This window comes from Bacteroides sp. AF20-13LB (genome assembly GCF_003603065.1).
Classification (GTDB): domain Bacteria; phylum Bacteroidota; class Bacteroidia; order Bacteroidales; family Bacteroidaceae; genus Bacteroides; species Bacteroides uniformis.
Genome location: NZ_QTMH01000008.1, coordinates 218,869 through 238,114 on the forward strand (window position 1 = coordinate 218,869; position 19,246 = coordinate 238,114).

Here is a 19,246-nt window from a genome sequence, read left to right on the forward strand (position 1 = left end):
ATCAGCAATAAGCGTGCAGAGAACAGCATGGGAAAGAATAATAAAGTATTATATTAAAAGAAATAATAACAGCATCATCAGCGGATAGACTTCAACTGTTGCTGCTGTAACTATAATGCAAGGTGAAATAATTAAGGTAATGATTCACCACTCCGAAACAATCCGATGTCTCATCGAAAGAGAGAAAGTAATACATCAGGTTTTCGGGTTCTTTCTTTTGGGTCAGGATTTCGTCCACATAGGCAAGAAAGGCGTTTTTGATGCTGTTATCGTTGTAGTAGTCTGCCAACTTTGCCAGTTTACGTTCTATGGGTTTGTTATGCTGCAATTGCATGGCAGATTTCGAGCGTTCAGGCTTCACATCTCCGGTCAGTCCCCCATCATTATAGTATTGGCGGCGCTCGTCATAGACTTGGCTCAGCAGTTGATAGATTCGGGCGGCAGCCTCGTGATTTATGGCGGAGGCAGGCTTCAGTTGTTCTTCCTTGCTCTTCTTCTGCATAGTGGCGTGGTAGGCAAAGTAGAGGATGAAGTCACGGAAGAGCGTGGTTTGGGGCATGATGATTTCTACCAGGACATCCACGTCGGCAAGTACACTGAAGTCCACGGAGTAATAGCGGACACGTCCACGGGTGACGGAATTGACCTTTATGTCGGTTTTCAAGAAGCCCAAGGCCGAGAATTGCTTAATGATGACTTCCTGCCGGGTACGGCGGATACGGGTTTCTTCCTCTACACGCGCCTGGGAGTAATGGAAAGGCTTGTATTTAAAAGAAATCTGTTTTACTGTAAGCCAGTCGAACAGAATCAGCTCGTCGGGAGCCAGACGGTAGTTAAGTAATCGCAACACATTGATGCAGAGAGGTATTTCGGGAGCAGAGAGAGCTTTCTTGGCCATTGTTTCTGTTTTTTAGAATAAAAGTTTTGTAAAGATACGGATAAACTATGGAATTACCATCCGAAATGCCATACTTCATCGTCCCGGATGCCACACTTCAGCAGCTGAAATGCCACACTCCGTTGTCCGAAACCTATGGCATTCCGGACGATGAAGTGTGGCATTTCGGAGAATAAGGTGTGGTATTGGAGGCAACCGAGTGTGGCATTCGGGAAAGTCATCTTTTCATCTTCACCTCGTACAAATCGCCTCTCCGGTCTTTCAGGTTGCGTACACTGCCGTAGGTATGCAGTTCATTCAGCAAGTCCAGATCCACATCCGACACAAGAATCATTTCGGTATTCGGAGTGGCTTCCGCACGCTTGCCGTCTGTGGGGAAAGCGAAGTCGCAGGGAGTGAACACACCGGACTGGGCATACTGGATGTCCATGTTGTGCACGCGGGGAAGATTGCCTACACTGCCGGCTATCACTACAAAGCACTCGTTTTCGATGGCACGAGCATGGGCGCACACCTTTACGCGGCTGTAAGCATTCTGCGTATCGGTAAGGAAAGGAACAAAGAGTATCTGCATGCCTTGGTCCGCCATGATGCGGCTCAGTTCGGGGAACTCTACATCGTAGCATATCAGCACGCCTATCTTAGCACAGTCCGTATCGAAAGTTTGGATGGACTTGCCTCCGCTCAGTCCCCAGGACTTTATCTCGTCGGGAGTGACATGTATCTTTTCGTACATTTCATAACTTCCGTCACGTCGGCAGAGGAATCCTACGTTGTATAGCAGCCCGTCTTCCTTGATAAGCGGCATACTGCCCGTAATAATGTTGATGTTATAGCTGATGGCGAGCTTGACGAAACGCTCCTTGATTTCCTCGGTATAGGCCGCCAGCCCGCGGATAGCCTGCGACTCGCCCTCGTTGTTGAATTTTGCCATCAACGGTGCGTTGAAGTATTCGGGAAAAAGAACAAAGTCACTCTTGTAGTCGCTCACGGCATCCACAAAAAATTCCACTTGCTCAAAAAGGTCATCCAGTGTCTTGTAGGTACGCATCTGCCATTGTACCAAGCCTACGCGGACAGTGGTTTTGGGGTTTACATAGTCTTGTGTGGGAGCCTGATAGTAGATATTGTCCCATTGCAGCAGGCAGGCGTAGTGCTTGGACTCCTCATCATTGGGAAGGTAGTTGCGCATCACCTTGCGCACGTGGAAGTCGTTAGAGAGCTGAAAGGTCAGCACCGGGTCGAAGATTTCCTTTTGCTTCACCTTATCTATGTACTCCTTGGGGCGGATTTGATCGGCATATTTGTAGTAGTTGGGGATACGTCCGCCAAACATGATTGCCTTCAGGTTCAATGTCTCGCAAAGTTCCTTGCGGTATTCATACATACGGCGTGCCAGACGCAGGCCACGGTATTGGGGATGGATAAAGACTTCGATGCCATAAAGTATGTTGCCTTTCGGATTGTGGGTGTTGAAAGTCTCCTTGCCCGTAACCTGGGCGTAAGTGTGGTCGTTCTTCACATCATCGTAGTTCACTATGATGGAAAGCGCACAGCCCACGATTTTCTCGTCAACCACCGTCACAATCTGCCCCTCGGGGAAGATGCGTATCAGTTTTTCTATTTGTTTGTGCGTCCAGAACACATCGCTTCCGTCTGAATAAACGCGCGTAAACGATTGTGCTAACTGGTCATAATCTTCAATCTGCAGATTACGTATCTGCACCTTATTGATTTTCATTGAATCCATAACTTTCTTGCTATTCCTGATTAAAAACAGTGCAAAGGTACGGTTTATCCTTACATGTTATCTTCCCCTCCGAAGATTTTTCTTTCCCATCTTGAACGGATAAGGGAAAAGATACGGAATTGATAACAAAAAGAGGAGGCATTCATCAGGCCTCCTCTTTCCCGTCTTATATGGACAGTTTCAATGACGGTCTTATCCGTTGTCTCTTCTATTCTTCCACAGCTTGGTCATGTCTTCCAGTGTCTTGCCTTTCGTTTCGGGAACAAGCTTCCAGACAAACAGAGCAGCCACCACACAGATGATTCCGTATAAGCCATAAGCAAACATGTGCCCGAACTTGTCTCCCATATCTCCCAAACTCATATTGTACATAGGTACGAAGGTGGAAGATACAATGAAATTGAATATCCATTGGAAGGCTACGGCAATGGCTACTGCAGCGCCACGGATGGTATTCGGGAAGATTTCAGCAATCAGTACCCAGCAGATGGGGCCCCAGCTGAACATGAACGAAGCACTGTAGACCATGATGCTGACAACAGCCAACATGGGAGGAAGCCCTGCCACAACGTTGCAAAGAGCTACTCCGAAAGCACCTATCGCCATGCCGATAGACCCCGAGATGAGCAGCGGTTTACGTCCCCATTTCTCGACTGTAAAGACAGCCAGCAACGTGAACAGAATATTGATGATACCCATGATGACGGTTTGAACCATCGGGTTGCCCATTCCCATCGTTTCGAAGATACGCGGTGCGAAATAGAGTACGGCGTTGATACCTACCGCTTGCTGGAATACACTCAGCATGATACCGATAAAGATAACCATCCAGCCATAAGTGAAAAGCTTTTCCGTCTTTTCCTCTGCCGTGGCTTTGATTTGAGACAGAATAACCTTTGCCTGAGCCAAGCCGTTGATACGGCTTAACACCTGGAGTGCCTTATCATCCTTGCCACTCATGGCAAGATAGCGTGGCGTTTCGGGAACAAACAGTACGAGCAACGCAAAGACTCCTGCAGGAACAGCCTCACTGACAAACATCAGACGCCATCCTATCTCTGTGGTCCATGCTGCCGCTTCGGGATTCAGAATCTGGTTGACTCCTTCAATGGCCTTTATCACCGGATTTGAATTCTCGCCCAGAATAAGGAAATTCACGAAGTAAACCACCAACTGGCCGAAGATAATGGCAAACTGATTCCATGATACCAGAGTCCCGCGAATGTTGCTCGGCGCAATTTCCGCAATATACATCGGGCAGATGGCCGATGCCAAACCTACGCCGATTCCTCCCAATACACGGTAGAAATTGAATGCCACGAGCAAGGAATAGGAAGGAACACCATAGTCGAAGAAAAGGAATTCCGGGTAGTAGGAGCCCAATGCCGACAGAAAGAACAAGACGCCGGCTATGAAAAGAGAATTCTTACGTCCCAGATTGGATGCGAAGAATCCCGAAAGAGCACTACCGATGATACATCCGATAAGTGCACTGGAAGAGGTAATGCCGTGAATCGTATCTGTGTAGACAAAATCGGAGGCACCCATAAAAAATGCCTGAAGCCCTTTATCGGCACCGGATATGACTGCTGTATCGTAGCCGAAAAGCAAGCCCCCGATGACGGCTACCAGCACAATAGAGAAGAGGTAGAGTTTACTGCCTTTTTCTGTATAATTCATGATATTAATGATTAATGGTTAATGATTAGCGATTAATGATTAGCGATTAATGATTAATATTGAAACACCTCATGCGCAACTTATTAACCACTAATCACTAAACATTGATCATTATTAGCAGTACATATTCACGATTGCCTCATACAATTCCTGCTTGCCGCTGGTCTGTTTCGGCTCACCGTTGGCTTTTGCGTAAGCTACCAAATCCTCTAGCGTCAGTTTGCCATCTTCAAATTCCTTGCCTTTACCACTGTCGAAGGAAGCATAGCGGTCGGCCAGCATCTTCTTGTAAGGAGACTCTTCAAGCAGTTTGGCTGCACTTTCCAGTGCACGTGCCATCACGTCCATACCGGCGATGTGGGCAATGAAAATGTCTTCCAGGTCGGTGGAGTTGCGACGGGTCTTGGCATCGAAGTTTGTACCGCCATTGCCAAAGCCTCCGTTACGGATGATTTGCATCATTGCCTGGGTCAGTTCGAAGTTGTCAATGGGGAACTGGTCTGTATCCCAGCCGTTCTGGTAGTCACCACGGTTGGCGTCGATGGAGCCGAGCATACCGTTGTCTACGGCTACTGCGAGTTCGTGCTCGAAGGTGTGGCCCGCCAAAGTAGCGTGGTTCACTTCGATGTTCACCTTGAAATCTTTGTCCAGATTGTGAGCCTTCAAGAAGCCGATAACGGTTTCGGTGTCTACATCATACTGGTGTTTTGTAGGTTCCATCGGTTTCGGTTCAATCAAGAAGGTACCTTTGAAGCCGCGGGCACGTGCATAGTCGCGGGCGATGGTCAACATCTGTGCGAGGTGCTCTTTCTCACGCTTCTGGTCTGTATTCAGCAATGACATGTAGCCTTCGCGACCGCCCCAGAATACATAGTTTGAACCTCCCAGTTCGATAGTAGCGTCGATGGCGTTTTTGATTTGGATGGCGGCACGTGCCACAACATCGAAATCGGGATTGGTGGCTGCACCATTCATGTAGCGGGCATGGCCGAATACGTTGGCAGTACCCCACAACAGTTTGATGCCGGTTTCTGCTTGTTTCTGCTTGGCATACGCTACGATTTCCTTCAAGTTGGCTTCGTATTCTTCAATGGTCTCGGCTTCTTCGCAGAGGTCTACATCGTGGAAGCAGTAGTATTCGATACCCATTTTCTGCATGAATTCAAAGCCGGCGTCCATTTTGTTCTTGGCAGCCTGAACCTTGTCAGCCTCACCGTTCCAGGGGAATTTCTTTGTTCCGCCACCGAATTGGTCACCACCTTCTGCGCAAAGAGTGTGCCACCATGCCATGGCGAACTTCAGCCATTCGCTCATTTTCTTACCCATGATTACTTTATCGGCATCGTAATAACGGAATGCCATCGGGTTCTTGCTCTCTTTACCTTCGAATTTAATCTTTCCTATTCCGGGAAAATACTCTTTTGTTGCCATAAGAATTTAATGTTTTAATGTGAGAATGTGCCAATGACAGACACATTCATCACGGGGTTAATTATTAATTTATTGTTTTAACGTGCTAACGTTTTAATGTGCACATTAGCACATTACCCAGTGTTTCCAGCGCGCATATGCGTCGGCATAAGCCTGGCGGTCTGCCACTTTCGGCTCTATCACCTCGAGCTTCTCAAGCGTGGCAAATGCTTCGTTGTTGTCCTTGTATATGCCCACACCGATTCCGGCGCCTTTGGCGGCACCTACAGAGCCGTCGGTATCATACAGTTCGATGACAGCTCCCGTCACACCGGCCAATGTCTCGCGGAACAGCGGGCTGAGGAACATATTAGCCTTGCCTGCATGAATTTTCTGCACGGGAATGCCCATTTGTTCCATGATGTCGATTCCATATTTAAAGGAGAAAACGATGCCTTCCTGTGCTGCACGGACGATATGCTGTTTGCCGTGCTGGTTGAAGTTGATGCCATGAATGGAGCAGCCTATTTCCTTGTTCTCCAGCATACGCTCCGCACCGTTTCCAAAGGGCAGGATACTGATACCGGCACTGCCGATGGGGGCTTGTGCGGCCAGCAGATTCATATCGTTGTAAGAGATGCCTTCGGGAGCAACGGTGCGTTTTACCCATGAATTGAGGATGCCCGTACCATTGATGCACAGCAGAACACCCAGACGGGTTTGCCCGGCAGCATGGTTGACGTGTGCAAAGGTGTTGACACGTGACTTGGGGTCGTAGTTCACCTCACCGTTCACGCCGTATACCACACCGGACGTTCCGGCGGTAGAAGCAATTTCACCCGGATTGAATACATTCAGGGAAAGGGCATTGTTGGGCTGGTCGCCGGCACGGTAAGTGATAGGCGTACCTTCTTTCAGACCCAGCTCTGCGGCTGCAGCAGCATTGACGCGTCCCTGCTCGGAGAAAGTCGGTTTGATGTCGGCAATCAGAGAGGAGTCGAATCCATAATACTCCATCAGAAAATCAGCAACCCGGTTGTTCTTGAAATCCCAGAACATCCCTTCGGACAAACCGGACACCGTGGTACAGATGGTACCGCTCAACTTCATGGCGATATAGTCGCCCGGCAGCATTATCTTATGAATCTTTTCGTAAACGGAAGGCTCATTCTCCTTAATCCAAGCCAGTTTGGAGGCCGTGAAGTTGCCCGGAGAATTCAGCAAATGTGAAAGGCAAGTCTCCTCTCCCAATGTTTCGAAAGCCTTTTGTCCGTAGGGCACGGCTCTGGAGTCGCACCAGATAATGGCAGGACGCAACACCTGCTGGTTTTTATCTACACATACCAAGCCATGCATCTGATAAGAGATACCAATCGCCTTGATGTCTTCTGCGTTTACTCCGGATTCTGCCAATACAGCTTGTGTGGCCAGTTTCAAATTTTCCCACCAATTTCCGGGGTCTTGCTCTGCCCAGCCGGGCTTCACTGCGATAATTTCCGCTTCAGTCTTGGGGAAGAAGGCAGACGATACACACTTGCCGCTTTCCGCATTTACCAGACTCGCTTTTACAGACGAGCTGCCGATGTCATAACCTAATAAATACATTTCTATCAATATTAAAATGAAAGTGATATGAAGAATTTACAATCCGGCTACCGTCGGATTTTATTGTATATCTTTTTGTCGAAACGGTAGTAACGTGCCGCCCGGTGGGCCACGCCCTGCTGTTTTTCTTCCAGGGGGACGACATACTCCATCAAGGCAATTTTTTTATGGAAATTGCGTACGTCGTACTGCTTGTCATACACCAGTTCGTACAAAGTGCGAAGCTGGGATGCGGTGAACTTACGCGGCAACAAGTCGAACAGTGAAGACGGGTTGAACTCGACGTACTGGCGGACATAGGTAATGGCTTCCTTGATAATCAGGTTGTGGTCGAATGCCAGAGCCTTTATATCCGGCATGGCTACCCAACTGGCTTGATAATTGTCCAAATCACGGTTCAATGCGCGGTCTATCTTCACCAGGGAAAGATAGGCTATGGTGACAATACGCTCCACCCTGGACTGCATGGCACGTTCCAGCCAATGTACATCTCTGGGGTCTTTCGTACGGTTTTTTGAGCCGAATGCCTTGAATTGCATCAGATTGACGTTCTTCAGACCCGTCAATTCATTCAACACCCGTTTGGCAGCTTCATCCAAATCCTCATCCATGTAAATCAAACTTCCGGGAAGCTTCATATCATGAAAGATTTCTCCTTCTTCCTCTCCTGCACGCTTAATCAGCAGAACCTTTAGCTGTTCTCCGTCAAAACCAATCACTACACAGTCCACAGAGATATGATTGTTTGCCAACGGCGTTTTTTGTTCTATGTTTTGCATAATATATCTCGTTAAGCGCTGCAAATATAAATAGGTTTTTCTAATTTGCAATAAAGGAAAAGATTATTTTTATAATGTTATAAAGCATTATTTTTCAACTGAATACATATCTTACTTTATACAATATCATTTTCAGTTGTTATCGTATGGAATACAATATGTAATTTACAAGAATATACAAGAGGTCTAATTGTAGGAAGTACAATAAGGAGAAAGTGTTTCATTTATAAGTATTTCAGCCTCCGGATACCACAGAAGGCCCAAGCATACATATTGTATTTTAGCTTCCCTCCTTAAAGTAAGGGCATTGCACAAAAAACATCCGTTTGTGCGGTGAATATCAGAAAAACCTCTACCTTTGCAGCACTTTTTATTTAAACACTAAAAAACGAGTAAATATGAAAGCATTTGTATTTCCGGGTCAAGGTGCCCAATTCGTTGGCATGGGAAAGGACCTGTACGAAAATTCGGCATTAGCCAAGGAACTTTTTGAGAAAGCAAATGATATCCTCGGGTATCGTATTACTGATATTATGTTCAACGGAACAGATGAAGACCTGCGCCAGACTAAAGTTACCCAACCTGCCGTATTCCTTCATTCCGTTATTTCCGCCCTCTGCATGGGCGATGACTTTAAGCCGGAGATGACCGCCGGTCACTCATTGGGCGAGTTCTCTGCCTTGGTTGCTGCCGGTGCACTGAGCTTTGAAGATGGTCTGAAACTGGTGTATGCCCGTGCCATGGCTATGCAAAAGGCTTGTGAGGCACAGCCCTCCACTATGGCAGCCATTATTGCCCTGCCGGATGAAAAGGTTGAGGAAATCTGCGCTCAAGTAAGTGCTGAAGGTGAAGTTTGCGTGGCAGCCAACTATAACTGCCCGGGACAGATTGTAATTTCCGGTTCCATAGAAGGTATCAACAAGGCTTGCGAACTGATGAAGGCTGCAGGTGCAAAGCGTGCTCTGCCGTTGAAGGTAGGCGGTGCGTTCCACTCTCCGCTGATGAACCCTGCCAAAGTTGAACTGGAAGCAGCCATCAATGCAACAGAAATCCATGCTCCGAAGTGCCCCGTATATCAGAATGTAGACGCTATGCCTCATACTGACCCGGTAGAAATCAAGAAGAACCTGGTGGCTCAGCTGACAGCATCGGTACGTTGGACGCAAACAGTGAAGAACATGGTTGCCGATGGTGCTACGGACTTCACAGAGTGCGGTCCTGGTGCAGTGCTGCAAGGTCTTATCAAGAAGATTGCACCGGAAGCTACGGCTCACGGGATTGCATAATTCCTTAAATAGAATATTTTCAAGGCTGTCTTTCTTCAAATAGACAGCCTTTCTTGTTTTAATAGGCCATTTCCTTTATATTTGCCACTCACAACAAAATGGGATATATGGAAAAGATTACGGAGTTCAGAAATACCTTGGCAGTACCTATTCATAAGTTATCGATAGACTCTCTGGTACAAGAGGTATGCCTCTGCCCCGAGTATTTTGAAGATATATACCGATTGACATACGATGAAAAACAGACGGTGTCATGGCGGGCAATATGGGTATGCGAGAAATTGAGCGAAATCCATCCCGGCTGGTTCATCCTACTGTACGATGAAATCATTCAACGGCTGATAGACTGCACGCACGACGGTTCCAAACGTCTCTTATTATCTATACTGTATAATATTCCCATCCCTACTCCAATCTCCGTCGATTTGCTGAATTACTGCCTGGACCACATGCTATCTCCGCAAGAAAGCATAGGAGTGCAAGCCCTTTCCATCAGAATAGCCTATCTGCTTTGCAGGAAGGAGCCGGAACTGCTGCAGGAATTGCAACTGATACTGGAAAATACAGAGCTTGATTTTTATTCAACTGGAGTCAGAACCACTGTTCGGAATACGCTGAAAAAGATACGTGCCACAAAGGGGCGCGAGTAAACAAAAAGTAATCACTGAAATAAAAAGTACGTTCTTTTGTTTTTTATTTCCGATTTTCCCTTACCTTTGTTGCCGTAAAGACAAAGGGGTGCCCCGACGGGCTGAGATTATACCCTCGAACCTGATGCAGTTAGTACTGCCGTAGGAATTGGATATTTCTTTCTTCACTGAACTTGCCGTAAAGACGCTTCTTTGTATTTACTTCCATTTGTTTTATTTCTTAATGAACAGAAAAATGAAAGTATTGGTCAACAACAAGGAAGTGAAAACCGGCGCCACTACCCTTTCACAACTTATCGAGGAACTTGCCCTACCGATGCAAGGCATTGCCGTGGCCGTAGACAACCGTATTGTACTTCGCACGGAATGGACAAAATGCATCCTGAGGGAATACATGCCCATCATCATTATCAAAGCAGCTTGCGGAGGGTGAGGAAGATGAAGGACGAGAGACTGAAAAACGGAGGAATGCAGTTCATCACGCACTATACGGAACGATATTCGTATCTGGATGCTGCACGCATGGCTCTTGAGGGCGGTTGCCGCTGGGTGCAACTGCGCATGAAAGACACCCCGGTGGAAACGATAGAACCCGTAGCTTTGGAAGTGCAGGCCCTTTGCCGGCAATACGGTGCCACCTTCATCATTGACGACCATGTGGAACTGGCGCGAAAACTGCATGCCGACGGCGTACATCTTGGAAAGAAAGACATGCCCATAGCCGACGCACGCCGGATTCTGGGCGCGGAGTACATTATAGGCGGTACCGCCAATACTTTTGAGGATGTACTGCAACACTACAAAGCCGGTGCCGACTACATAGGCTGCGGCCCCTTCCGCTACACCACTACCAAGAAGAATCTGAGTCCGATATTGGGACTGGAAGGATATACAGCTATCATCCACCGGATGCAGGAGAAGGATATACACCTTCCGATAGTAGCCATCGGTGGAATAACCATAGCGGATATTCCAGCCGTTATGCAGACGGGGGTAAGCGGGATTGCCCTTTCGGGCACGGTACTGCATGCCGATAGTCCGGCAGATGAAATGAAAAGAATCATTTCTTTAATGGAGAATGAAAAATAAAGAATTAATATATGACGACTGATATGGAAAAATTAGTGATTGCGGAACGTGAGTTCAACTCCCGTCTGTTTTTAGGAACCGGAAAGTTCAATTCCGATGAAGTGATGGAGCAGTCTATCCTGGCATCCGGCACAGAAATGGTGACGGTAGCCATGAAACGCATTGAACTGGACAACAAGGAAGACAATATGCTGGTACACATACAGCATCCCGGCATCCAGCTTCTACCCAACACCTCCGGCGTGCGCAATGCCGAAGAAGCTGTTTTTGCTGCACAGATGGCGCGTGAAGCTTTCGGCACGAACTGGCTGAAACTGGAGATACACCCCGACCCCCGCTATCTGTTGCCCGATTCTGTAGAGACGCTGAAAGCCACAGAAGAACTGGTCAAGTTAGGATTTGTGGTACTGCCCTATTGCCAGGCCGACCCCACACTGTGCAAGAGGCTGGAAGAAGCCGGTGCCGCCACCGTCATGCCGCTGGGTGCTCCTATCGGTACAAACAAAGGACTGCAGACAAGGGATTTCCTGAGAATAATCATCGAGCAAGCCAATATCCCCGTAGTGGTGGATGCCGGTATCGGTGCCCCGAGCCATGCGGCAGAGGCTATGGAAATGGGCGCTTCGGCTTGCCTGGTGAATACAGCCATTGCAGTGGCGGGCGACCCCGTGACCATGGCGGTAGCGTTCAAGCAGGCTGTAGAGGCAGGACGCATGGCATACGAAGCAGGTCTGGGCATACAGGCAGATAATTTTGTTGCGGAAGCCAGCTCACCGCTGACGGCTTTCTTGAATGAAAAATGATAAAACAGGGAGATTTACGATTAGACGATTTACGATTGAAGTTACTCATGCAATCATAAACCTACCGGTTGAGAGAGGTTGTTTAACAATACAAACTCCAATCGTAAATCGTAAATTGTCTAATCGTAAATCTCTACATAACAAAACCTAAAGAAAAATGAACCAGAAGATAAAATTCCCCCGTTCCGAGAAAGTATATTTGCCGGGCACCTTGTTTCCCGAATTGCGCGTAGCTATGCGCAAGGTGGAGCAAGTGCCCAGTACGAACTTCGTTGATGGAGAAAAGGTACTTACTCCGAATCCGGAAGTGTATGTGTATGATACCAGCGGACCGTTCAGCGACCCTGCCGTCGAAGTGGATTTGAAGAAAGGGCTGCCCCGTCTGCGCGAGCCGTGGATACTGAAACGCGGCGATGTGGAGCAGCTTTCCGAAATAACGTCGGAGTACGGGCGCATGCGCCGCGACGACCGGTCGCTCGACTCTCTGCGCTTTGAGCATATCACCCTGCCCTACCGCGCCCTTCAAGGAAAATGCTGCACACAGATGTACTATGCCAAACAAGGCATCATCACGCCTGAAATGGAGTATGTGGCGATTCGCGAGAACATGAACTGCGCGGAGCTGGGAATAGAGACGCACATCACACCGGAATTTGTACGCCAGGAGATTGCTGCCGGACGCGCCCTGCTTCCTGCCAACATCAACCATCCCGAAGCAGAGCCGATGATTATAGGCCGTAACTTCCTGGTGAAGATAAATACCAATATCGGAAACTCCGCCACCACCTCGGGCATCGAAGAAGAGGTAGAGAAAGCATTGTGGAGCTGCAAATGGGGCGGCGACACGCTGATGGACCTCTCCACGGGCGAGAACATACACGAAACGCGCGAATGGATTATCCGCAACTGTCCCGTTCCCGTGGGCACTGTCCCCATCTACCAGGCATTGGAGAAAGTGAACGGCAAGGTGGAAGACCTCACCTGGGAAATCTACCGCGACACCTTGATTGAACAATGCGAGCAGGGAGTGGACTACTTCACCATCCATGCCGGCATACGCCGCCACAATGTGCATCTGGCCGAGAAAAGGTTGTGCGGCATCGTGAGCCGTGGCGGCAGCATCATGAGCAAATGGTGCCTGGTGCACGACCGCGAGAGTTTCCTTTACGAACACTTTGATGACATTTGCGACATTCTGGCACAGTATGACGTTGCCATCTCTTTGGGAGACGGGCTGCGTCCGGGGTCTACGCACGATGCCAACGATGAAGCGCAGTTTGCAGAACTCGACACGATGGGCGAGCTTGTGCTGCGTGCCTGGGACAAGAATGTGCAGGCTTTCATCGAAGGTCCCGGCCACGTGCCCATGCACAAGATTAAGGAGAATATGGAGCGCCAGATAGAAAAATGCCACGATGCGCCTTTCTATACGCTCGGCCCCATCGTGACGGACATCGCACCGGGTTACGACCATATTACGTCTGCCATCGGCGCGGCACAGATAGGTTGGCTGGGTACGGCCATGCTCTGTTATGTCACCCCCAAAGAGCATCTGGCGCTGCCCGATAAGGAGGATGTGCGTGTAGGTGTCATCACCTATAAGATAGCCGCCCATGCTGCCGACCTGGCAAAAGGGCATCCCGGAGCACAAGTGCGCGACAATGCACTGAGCAAAGCGCGTTATGAATTCCGCTGGAAAGACCAGTTTGACTTGTCACTCGACCCGGAACGTGCGTTCAGCTATTTCCATGCAGGGAAGCATGTGGATGGGGAGTATTGCACGATGTGCGGACCAAACTTCTGCGCAATGCGGTTGTCGAGAGAATTAAAAAAGAAATAAATGGGAATTGATAGAACACTATGTTTTCAGACGAATTAGAACATATATCCTGGGAGGAAACCACGGCACGCATCCATGCCAAGACAGATGCGGATGTACGCCGTGCCCTCTCCAAAGAACATTGTAATGTAGAGGACTTCATGGCCCTCATCTCACCCGCCGCTGCCCCCTATCTGGAGACGATGGCACGATTGAGCAAGAAATACACCGAGGCACGATTCGGGAAGACCATCTCCATGTTCGTGCCTCTTTACATCACGAATTCCTGCACCAACTCTTGCGTGTATTGCGGTTTCCACATCAGCAACCCCATGCCGCGTACCATACTGACGGAAGAAGAAATCGTGAACGAGTACAAGGCCATCAAGAAGCTGGCACCTTTCGAGAATTTGCTGTTGGTGACGGGAGAAAATCCGGCCAAAGCAGGCGTGCCCTACATAGCCCGCGCACTGGACCTGGCAAAACCCTACTTCAGCAATCTGAAAATAGAAGTGATGCCCTTAAAAACGGAAGAGTATGCAGAGCTGAAAGAGCACGGCATGAACGGTGTGATTTGTTTCCAGGAAACCTATCACAAAGCGAATTACAACATCTACCACCCCCGCGGCATGAAGTCCAAGTTTGAATGGCGTGTCAACGGTTTTGACCGTATGGGGCAGGCAGGCGTCCATTCCATCGGCATGGGAGTGCTCATCGGTCTGGAGAAAGAATGGCGGACAGACATCACCATGATGGCTTATCACCTGCGCTATCTCCAGAAACATTATTGGCAAACGAAATACAGCGTCAACTTCCCCCGTATGCGTCCTTCGGAGAACGGCGGCTTCCAGCCCAATGTCATCATGAGCGACCGCGAACTGGCACAAGTCACTTTCGCCATGCGCATCTTCGACCATGATGTAGACATCTCCTACTCCACCCGCGAGCCTGCCGATATACGCGACCATATGGCAACACTCGGTGTGACAACCATGAGCGCCGAAAGCAAGACCGAACCGGGAGGATATTACAGCTATCCGCAAACACTGGAACAGTTTCATGTCAGCGACGAGCGCAAGGCTGTGGAAGTGGACAAAGCGTTGAAACGCCTGGGGCGCGAACCGGTGTGGAAAGATTGGGATGCGAGTTTTGATTTGAAGGCTTTCAAGAGATGAGTGACCGAATACAGAACCTTAATAACAATGAACAAATGAACCGATATGCCAGACAAACGTCCCTTCCCGAAATAGGCGAAGCCGGACAAGAGAAACTGCGTAATGCCAAGGTGTTGATAGTCGGTGTGGGAGGATTGGGTTCTCCCATTGCCCTCTATCTGGCGGGAGCAGGAGTCGGAACGCTGGGATTGGTGGACGATGACCAGGTCAGCATCAGTAATCTTCAACGTCAGGTTCTGTATGCTGAAGCTGACCTTGGGCAGCCTAAACCTCTATGTGGCGCCCGTAGAGTGCAGGGTTTGAACAGCGATGTAAACGTGGAAGTATACCCCTTCCGTCTGGACAAGAAGAATGCCGGAGAACTGATAAGGAACTACGATATAGTGGTAGACGGGTGCGACAACTTCGCTACCCGCTACTTGCTGAATGACGTATGCAACGCTTGGGGCAAGCCCTACGTTTATGGTGCCATTCAAGGCTTTGAAGGCCAAGTGTCCGTCTTCTGCTACGGTGAGAGTGCAAAAAACTATCGTGACCTCTATCCAGATGAAGAAGGGACACTGCTCATGCCATCTCCGGACAAATCGGTTATCGGCGTAACCCCTGCCATTGTGGGTAGCGTAGAAGCCAATGAAGTGTTGAAACTGATTTGCGGCTACGGTGAACCCTTGGCTGGAAAGCTATGGACGATTGATTTAAGGACCATGCAGTCGTATATTCTCTCATTATAGGCAAACATCCATAAAGATATGAAACTGATAGTCATTACCACGCCGCAATTCTTTGAAGGAGAAGCAGAGGCAGTTACCTCCTTATTCCAAAACGGTTTGGAAATACTCCACCTGCGCAAGCCGGGAGCTTCGGCAGAGGAGATGGGGAATTTTCTTCAACAGCTACCGATGGAATATATGCCACGCATTGTCACGCATGAGCAATTCCAGCTGGCATCCGTTTTCGGTCTGAAAGGAATTCATCTGAACGGGCGCAATCCGCAGATACCGTCCGGATATAAGGGACATGTCAGTCGCTCTTGTCACTCTCTTGAAGAAGTGTTGAAACATAAATCAGATTGTAACTATGTGTTCCTCAGCCCCATTTATGACAGTATATCCAAAGAAGGCTATTCTTCCGCTTACTCCTGCGATACCTTGCAGAAGGCGCAGCAAGCTGGTATTATCGACTCAAAGGTGATGGCATTGGGTGGCATCACCTTGGAACATCTTCCGGAAATAGCCGCTTTAGGTTTCGGAGGTGCCGTACTGCTGGGAGATGTCTGGCAGCAAGCGAAGGAAGCTTTCATCCCCCACTTCCTCCACCTGAAACAGCTTTCCTCTCACCCCTTTAATTTTTAATTTCTAATTTTTAATTATTTCATGCTTCCCCCTATTATCCTTTCCATTGCCGGTTCCGACTGTTCGGGCGGTGCAGGCATACAAGCAGACATAAAGACCATTTCCGCTTTGGGAGGTTATGCCGCTTCCGTCATCACGGCTGTTACTGCACAAAACACACTGGGAGTACAATCGGTTTATCCGATACCTGTGGATATGGTTAAGGCACAAATCACCTCTGTTATGGATGATTTAAGGCCGGATGCCGTCAAGATAGGTATGGTATATGATGCCGGTATTGTGACCACCATTGTCGATTGTCTTCAGACATATACTCCGGAGTGTATAGTCTATGACCCCGTCATGATATCGACCAGCGGACGGCGGCTGATGACCGAAGAAACCATACAAGTCATTAAGACGGAACTGTTTCCGCTATGCACCCTCATTACTCCCAACCTGAATGAAGCAAGCCTGCTTTGGGGGCGAACCATTGCCGGCACTGTGGAGATGCAGCAAGCGGCACAGGAATTATCCTGCAGATACAATACCGCTGTTCTCGTCAAAGGCGGACATCTGGAGGGCAATGACATGTGCGACGTGCTTTATTGCCGGCAACCTTCTGCCGGGGCTGACGTCCTGCCATCCGGATGCATCCTCTATTCCAATCCCAAAATAGAGAGCCGTAACCTGCACGGCACGGGGTGTACCCTTTCCTCTGCCATAGCTACATTTCTTGCCGGTGGCAACAAACTCGATGAAGCGGTCTGCAAGGCTAAAGAGTATATCGGTACTGCGATAAACCGGGGGAAAGACATGAATATAGGGCACGGGAACGGTCCGTTATGGCACTTTCCTTTATCGGAATAAGAGCTCGTCGAAACGCATTATCTGTTTACCTTAAACGCATTATCTGTCAGCCTCCGATACATCATGTGTTTGGCACCAACGGACAATGCGTTTCGACATGCCTGCTTCTTAATAGCGTATGCCCAGAATTTTCTTGGCATCGTCTTTCTTGAACAGTGAATCAATGACGTCTAAAATCGCTTCGTAGTTTTCCGGATCTACGATATTGGGAGCGAATATGTTGAGGACTTTCATCTTGTCGTCATCAAAAGTATATAGTGCCATCAAACTGGCACATTGCACACAGTTCAGACTGTTGTTTCGGGCAACAGTTCTCATCATTTCGATTTGATCATCCTTGAAAGGGCGGGACTTCACTTTTTCATAAAAATGCCGGAAGTCTTCGGGGTGCATCCCCCTGACATAAACCGGAGCTGGAGAATCTATCACTACTTCACTGGGAACAACCGGCAACGTACGTGGCTCTCCGGAGAATGAGTCCATTGCAACGACTCTCCCACCTTCAAAAGTCACGACAATCTGAGTTCGGCTGATATTACTTTTACCGGACAGCACTCTGGAATATTCCCATTCTTCTATATCCCGGTCGAAGCGGCGATACTCTGGAGTTCCCAATATCTTGGTGACCTCCTGCCTGCTCATCCCCTTCTGGATACTGTTCAACACATCTACCTTAGCATCATAAAACAAACTGGAACAACTGCTGAATCCCATCGTCATTACCAGTCCCGCAATAATTAGTCTGATTGTTTTCATCTTATCGAGTTTTTAGTTGCCACAAAGGTAGGCAGAAACATGGATAGACCTCTTATTATCCCCCTATTTGTCAAAAGGGATTTCCCTACTTTTTTTAGCCATATACCTATTAATATGGAAATAATCCGTTATTTTTGCAGATACTATCACTATAAATAGGTAAAAACACATGGAAAAAGCAAAAGTATACTACTCTGATTTGCGTACCTCCCCTACATCCAATCTTTTGGATAAAATGGAACGCTTGCTGAAAAGGGCAGGCATCGAGCAACTTCCTTTGAAAGATAGCTTTGCTGCCATTAAAATCCATTTCGGCGAACCCGGAAACCTGGCATACTTGCGTCCCAATTATGCAGCTCGAATGGCAACCCTGCTCCGCAGCCTGGGAGCCAAACCTTTCTTGACGGACTGCAACACGCTGTATTCCGGTCGTCGTGCCAATGCTGTAGACCACTTGCAAAGTGCGATGGAGAATGGCTTTAACCCTATCTCGGCCCAGTGCCAGGTCATTATCGGCGACGGACTGAAGGGAACGGACTACCGCGAAATCCCTCTGAACGGGGAATATTGTCCGGCACCCAAAATCGGCACAGCGATAGCCGATGCCGATATTGTAATCAGTATGAACCACTTCAAGGGGCACGAACAAGCCGGTTTTGGCGGCGCCTTGAAGAATCTGGGCATGGGATGTGCCAGCGTAGGCGGAAAGCTGGAACTGCATTGCGCCTCGCAACCCAAGATTGATGAAGCAAGCTGCATCGGCTGCAACATCTGCGTGAAGCATTGCGCACACGACGCTGTGCACCTCAATGCCAGCCGCAAGGCAGAAATAGACTACGCCAAATGCGTAGGTTGCGGACAGTGCGTAGCCCTCTGCCAGCACGACGGTGCCGTGATGGGAGCCGAAGATACTTCCGAGCGCCTGAACTACAAGATTGCGGAATATGCCCTCGCTGTCGTTATGGGCAAGCCCCATTTCCACATCAGCTTCATCATGAACGTATCTCCCGAATGCGACTGCTGGAACCACAACGATGCCGCCATCGTGCCCGACCTCGGCATTCTGGCTTCGGCAGACCCGGTTGCACTGGACAAGGCATGTGCAGATATGGTCATCCAAGCCCCGATACTGCACGGTAACAATTGCCTTGCCACGGCACACGAGCACGACGACTTGTGTGGATGCGACAAGTTCCACTTGATGCACCCCGACACAGACTGGCTTGCCGGATTGCGCCATGCCGAGAAAATAGGATTGGGAACCATGGAATATGAATTGGTGAAGATTTGATTAAACCTTTTCAGTTTTAAACAGTCATAATAAAAATAGATTTATCAACTATAA

At 48.6% G+C, this 19,246-nt stretch carries 19 protein-coding genes and 1 riboswitch; of the genes, 12 read left to right on the forward strand and 7 right to left on the reverse strand.

What is annotated here, in order from left to right:
* Positions 1-91 precede the first annotated feature (91 nt).
* Positions 92-898, reverse strand: a complete 807-nt coding sequence (locus DWX62_RS11305) for a hypothetical protein (RefSeq protein WP_005825533.1) — start codon at positions 896-898, stop codon at positions 92-94.
* Positions 899-945: 47 nt separating this feature from the next.
* Here DWX62_RS11305 and DWX62_RS22490 point away from each other — a divergent pair, with 47 nt between their 5' ends.
* The gene (locus DWX62_RS22490; RefSeq protein ID WP_005837113.1) at positions 946-1,074 is read left to right on the forward strand and encodes a hypothetical protein; all 129 of its coding nucleotides are present in this window, start codon (positions 946-948) and stop codon (positions 1,072-1,074) included.
* A gap of 41 nt (positions 1,075-1,115) precedes the next feature.
* On the opposite strand, the gene DWX62_RS11310 is transcribed toward DWX62_RS22490, so the two are convergent.
* From DWX62_RS11310 to DWX62_RS11330, 5 genes are all read right to left on the reverse strand, one after another.
* A complete protein-coding gene (locus tag DWX62_RS11310; RefSeq protein WP_005825535.1) occupies positions 1,116-2,648 on the reverse strand; it encodes a carbon-nitrogen hydrolase family protein in 1,533 nt (510 codons plus the stop codon).
* Positions 2,649-2,840: 192 nt separating this feature from the next.
* Positions 2,841-4,328 (reverse strand): D-xylose transporter XylE, encoded by a 1,488-nt coding sequence (xylE, locus tag DWX62_RS11315; protein WP_119992650.1) that lies wholly within the window; start codon positions 4,326-4,328, stop codon positions 2,841-2,843.
* Between the two features lie 114 nt (positions 4,329-4,442).
* The gene (xylA, locus tag DWX62_RS11320) at positions 4,443-5,759 is read right to left on the reverse strand and encodes a xylose isomerase (RefSeq protein WP_005825539.1); all 1,317 of its coding nucleotides are present in this window, start codon (positions 5,757-5,759) and stop codon (positions 4,443-4,445) included.
* Positions 5,760-5,864: 105 nt separating this feature from the next.
* Positions 5,865-7,343: an FGGY-family carbohydrate kinase gene (locus DWX62_RS11325; RefSeq protein WP_035448507.1), complete on the reverse strand. Its 1,479-nt coding sequence runs from the start codon at positions 7,341-7,343 to the stop codon at positions 5,865-5,867.
* Positions 7,344-7,390: 47 nt separating this feature from the next.
* Complete coding sequence (locus DWX62_RS11330) at positions 7,391-8,122, reverse strand: NUDIX domain-containing protein (protein WP_034523179.1); 732 nt, start codon at positions 8,120-8,122, stop codon at positions 7,391-7,393.
* A 398-nt stretch (positions 8,123-8,520) separates the two neighbouring features.
* Between DWX62_RS11330 and fabD the strand changes: the two genes are divergently transcribed.
* The 10 genes from fabD (at position 8,521) to thiD (ending at position 17,145) form a co-directional block, all read left to right on the forward strand.
* On the forward strand, positions 8,521-9,408 hold the full coding sequence (fabD, locus tag DWX62_RS11340) for an ACP S-malonyltransferase (RefSeq protein ID WP_005825542.1): 888 nt from the start codon (positions 8,521-8,523) through the stop codon (positions 9,406-9,408).
* A gap of 107 nt (positions 9,409-9,515) precedes the next feature.
* Entirely contained in the window at positions 9,516-10,058 is a 543-nt protein-coding gene (locus DWX62_RS11345; protein ID WP_005837107.1) for a hypothetical protein, read from the forward strand.
* 74 nt (positions 10,059-10,132) lie between these two features.
* Positions 10,133-10,223: riboswitch (TPP riboswitch) on the forward strand.
* A 70-nt stretch (positions 10,224-10,293) separates the two neighbouring features.
* A complete protein-coding gene (thiS, locus tag DWX62_RS11350; protein ID WP_005837106.1) occupies positions 10,294-10,491 on the forward strand; it encodes a sulfur carrier protein ThiS in 198 nt (65 codons plus the stop codon).
* 5 nt (positions 10,492-10,496) lie between these two features.
* Positions 10,497-11,147, forward strand: coding sequence for a thiamine phosphate synthase (locus DWX62_RS11355; protein ID WP_009038436.1), 651 nt, complete (start codon positions 10,497-10,499; stop codon positions 11,145-11,147).
* Positions 11,148-11,170: 23 nt separating this feature from the next.
* Positions 11,171-11,950 (forward strand): thiazole synthase, encoded by a 780-nt coding sequence (locus tag DWX62_RS11360; RefSeq protein ID WP_009038437.1) that lies wholly within the window; start codon positions 11,171-11,173, stop codon positions 11,948-11,950.
* A gap of 157 nt (positions 11,951-12,107) precedes the next feature.
* Complete coding sequence (gene thiC, locus DWX62_RS11365; RefSeq protein WP_008664608.1) at positions 12,108-13,790, forward strand: phosphomethylpyrimidine synthase ThiC; 1,683 nt, start codon at positions 12,108-12,110, stop codon at positions 13,788-13,790.
* A gap of 20 nt (positions 13,791-13,810) precedes the next feature.
* Complete coding sequence (thiH, locus tag DWX62_RS11370; RefSeq protein WP_057098126.1) at positions 13,811-14,944, forward strand: 2-iminoacetate synthase ThiH; 1,134 nt, start codon at positions 13,811-13,813, stop codon at positions 14,942-14,944.
* Positions 14,945-14,979: 35 nt separating this feature from the next.
* Positions 14,980-15,675, forward strand: a complete 696-nt coding sequence (locus DWX62_RS11375) for a HesA/MoeB/ThiF family protein (protein ID WP_009038438.1) — start codon at positions 14,980-14,982, stop codon at positions 15,673-15,675.
* 18 nt (positions 15,676-15,693) lie between these two features.
* Positions 15,694-16,296, forward strand: a complete 603-nt coding sequence (locus DWX62_RS11380; protein WP_016273738.1) for a thiamine phosphate synthase — start codon at positions 15,694-15,696, stop codon at positions 16,294-16,296.
* A gap of 21 nt (positions 16,297-16,317) precedes the next feature.
* On the forward strand, positions 16,318-17,145 hold the full coding sequence (thiD, locus tag DWX62_RS11385) for a bifunctional hydroxymethylpyrimidine kinase/phosphomethylpyrimidine kinase (RefSeq protein ID WP_009038440.1): 828 nt from the start codon (positions 16,318-16,320) through the stop codon (positions 17,143-17,145).
* Positions 17,146-17,253: 108 nt separating this feature from the next.
* Here thiD and DWX62_RS11390 read toward each other — a convergent pair whose 3' ends face one another.
* Positions 17,254-17,901, reverse strand: a complete 648-nt coding sequence (locus DWX62_RS11390) for a DUF4476 domain-containing protein (protein WP_005825555.1) — start codon at positions 17,899-17,901, stop codon at positions 17,254-17,256.
* A 169-nt stretch (positions 17,902-18,070) separates the two neighbouring features.
* On the opposite strand from DWX62_RS11390, the gene DWX62_RS11395 reads away from it, so the two are divergent.
* Positions 18,071-19,192, forward strand: coding sequence for a DUF362 domain-containing protein (locus DWX62_RS11395; RefSeq protein WP_009038441.1), 1,122 nt, complete (start codon positions 18,071-18,073; stop codon positions 19,190-19,192).
* The last annotated feature ends 54 nt before the right edge of the window (positions 19,193-19,246 follow it).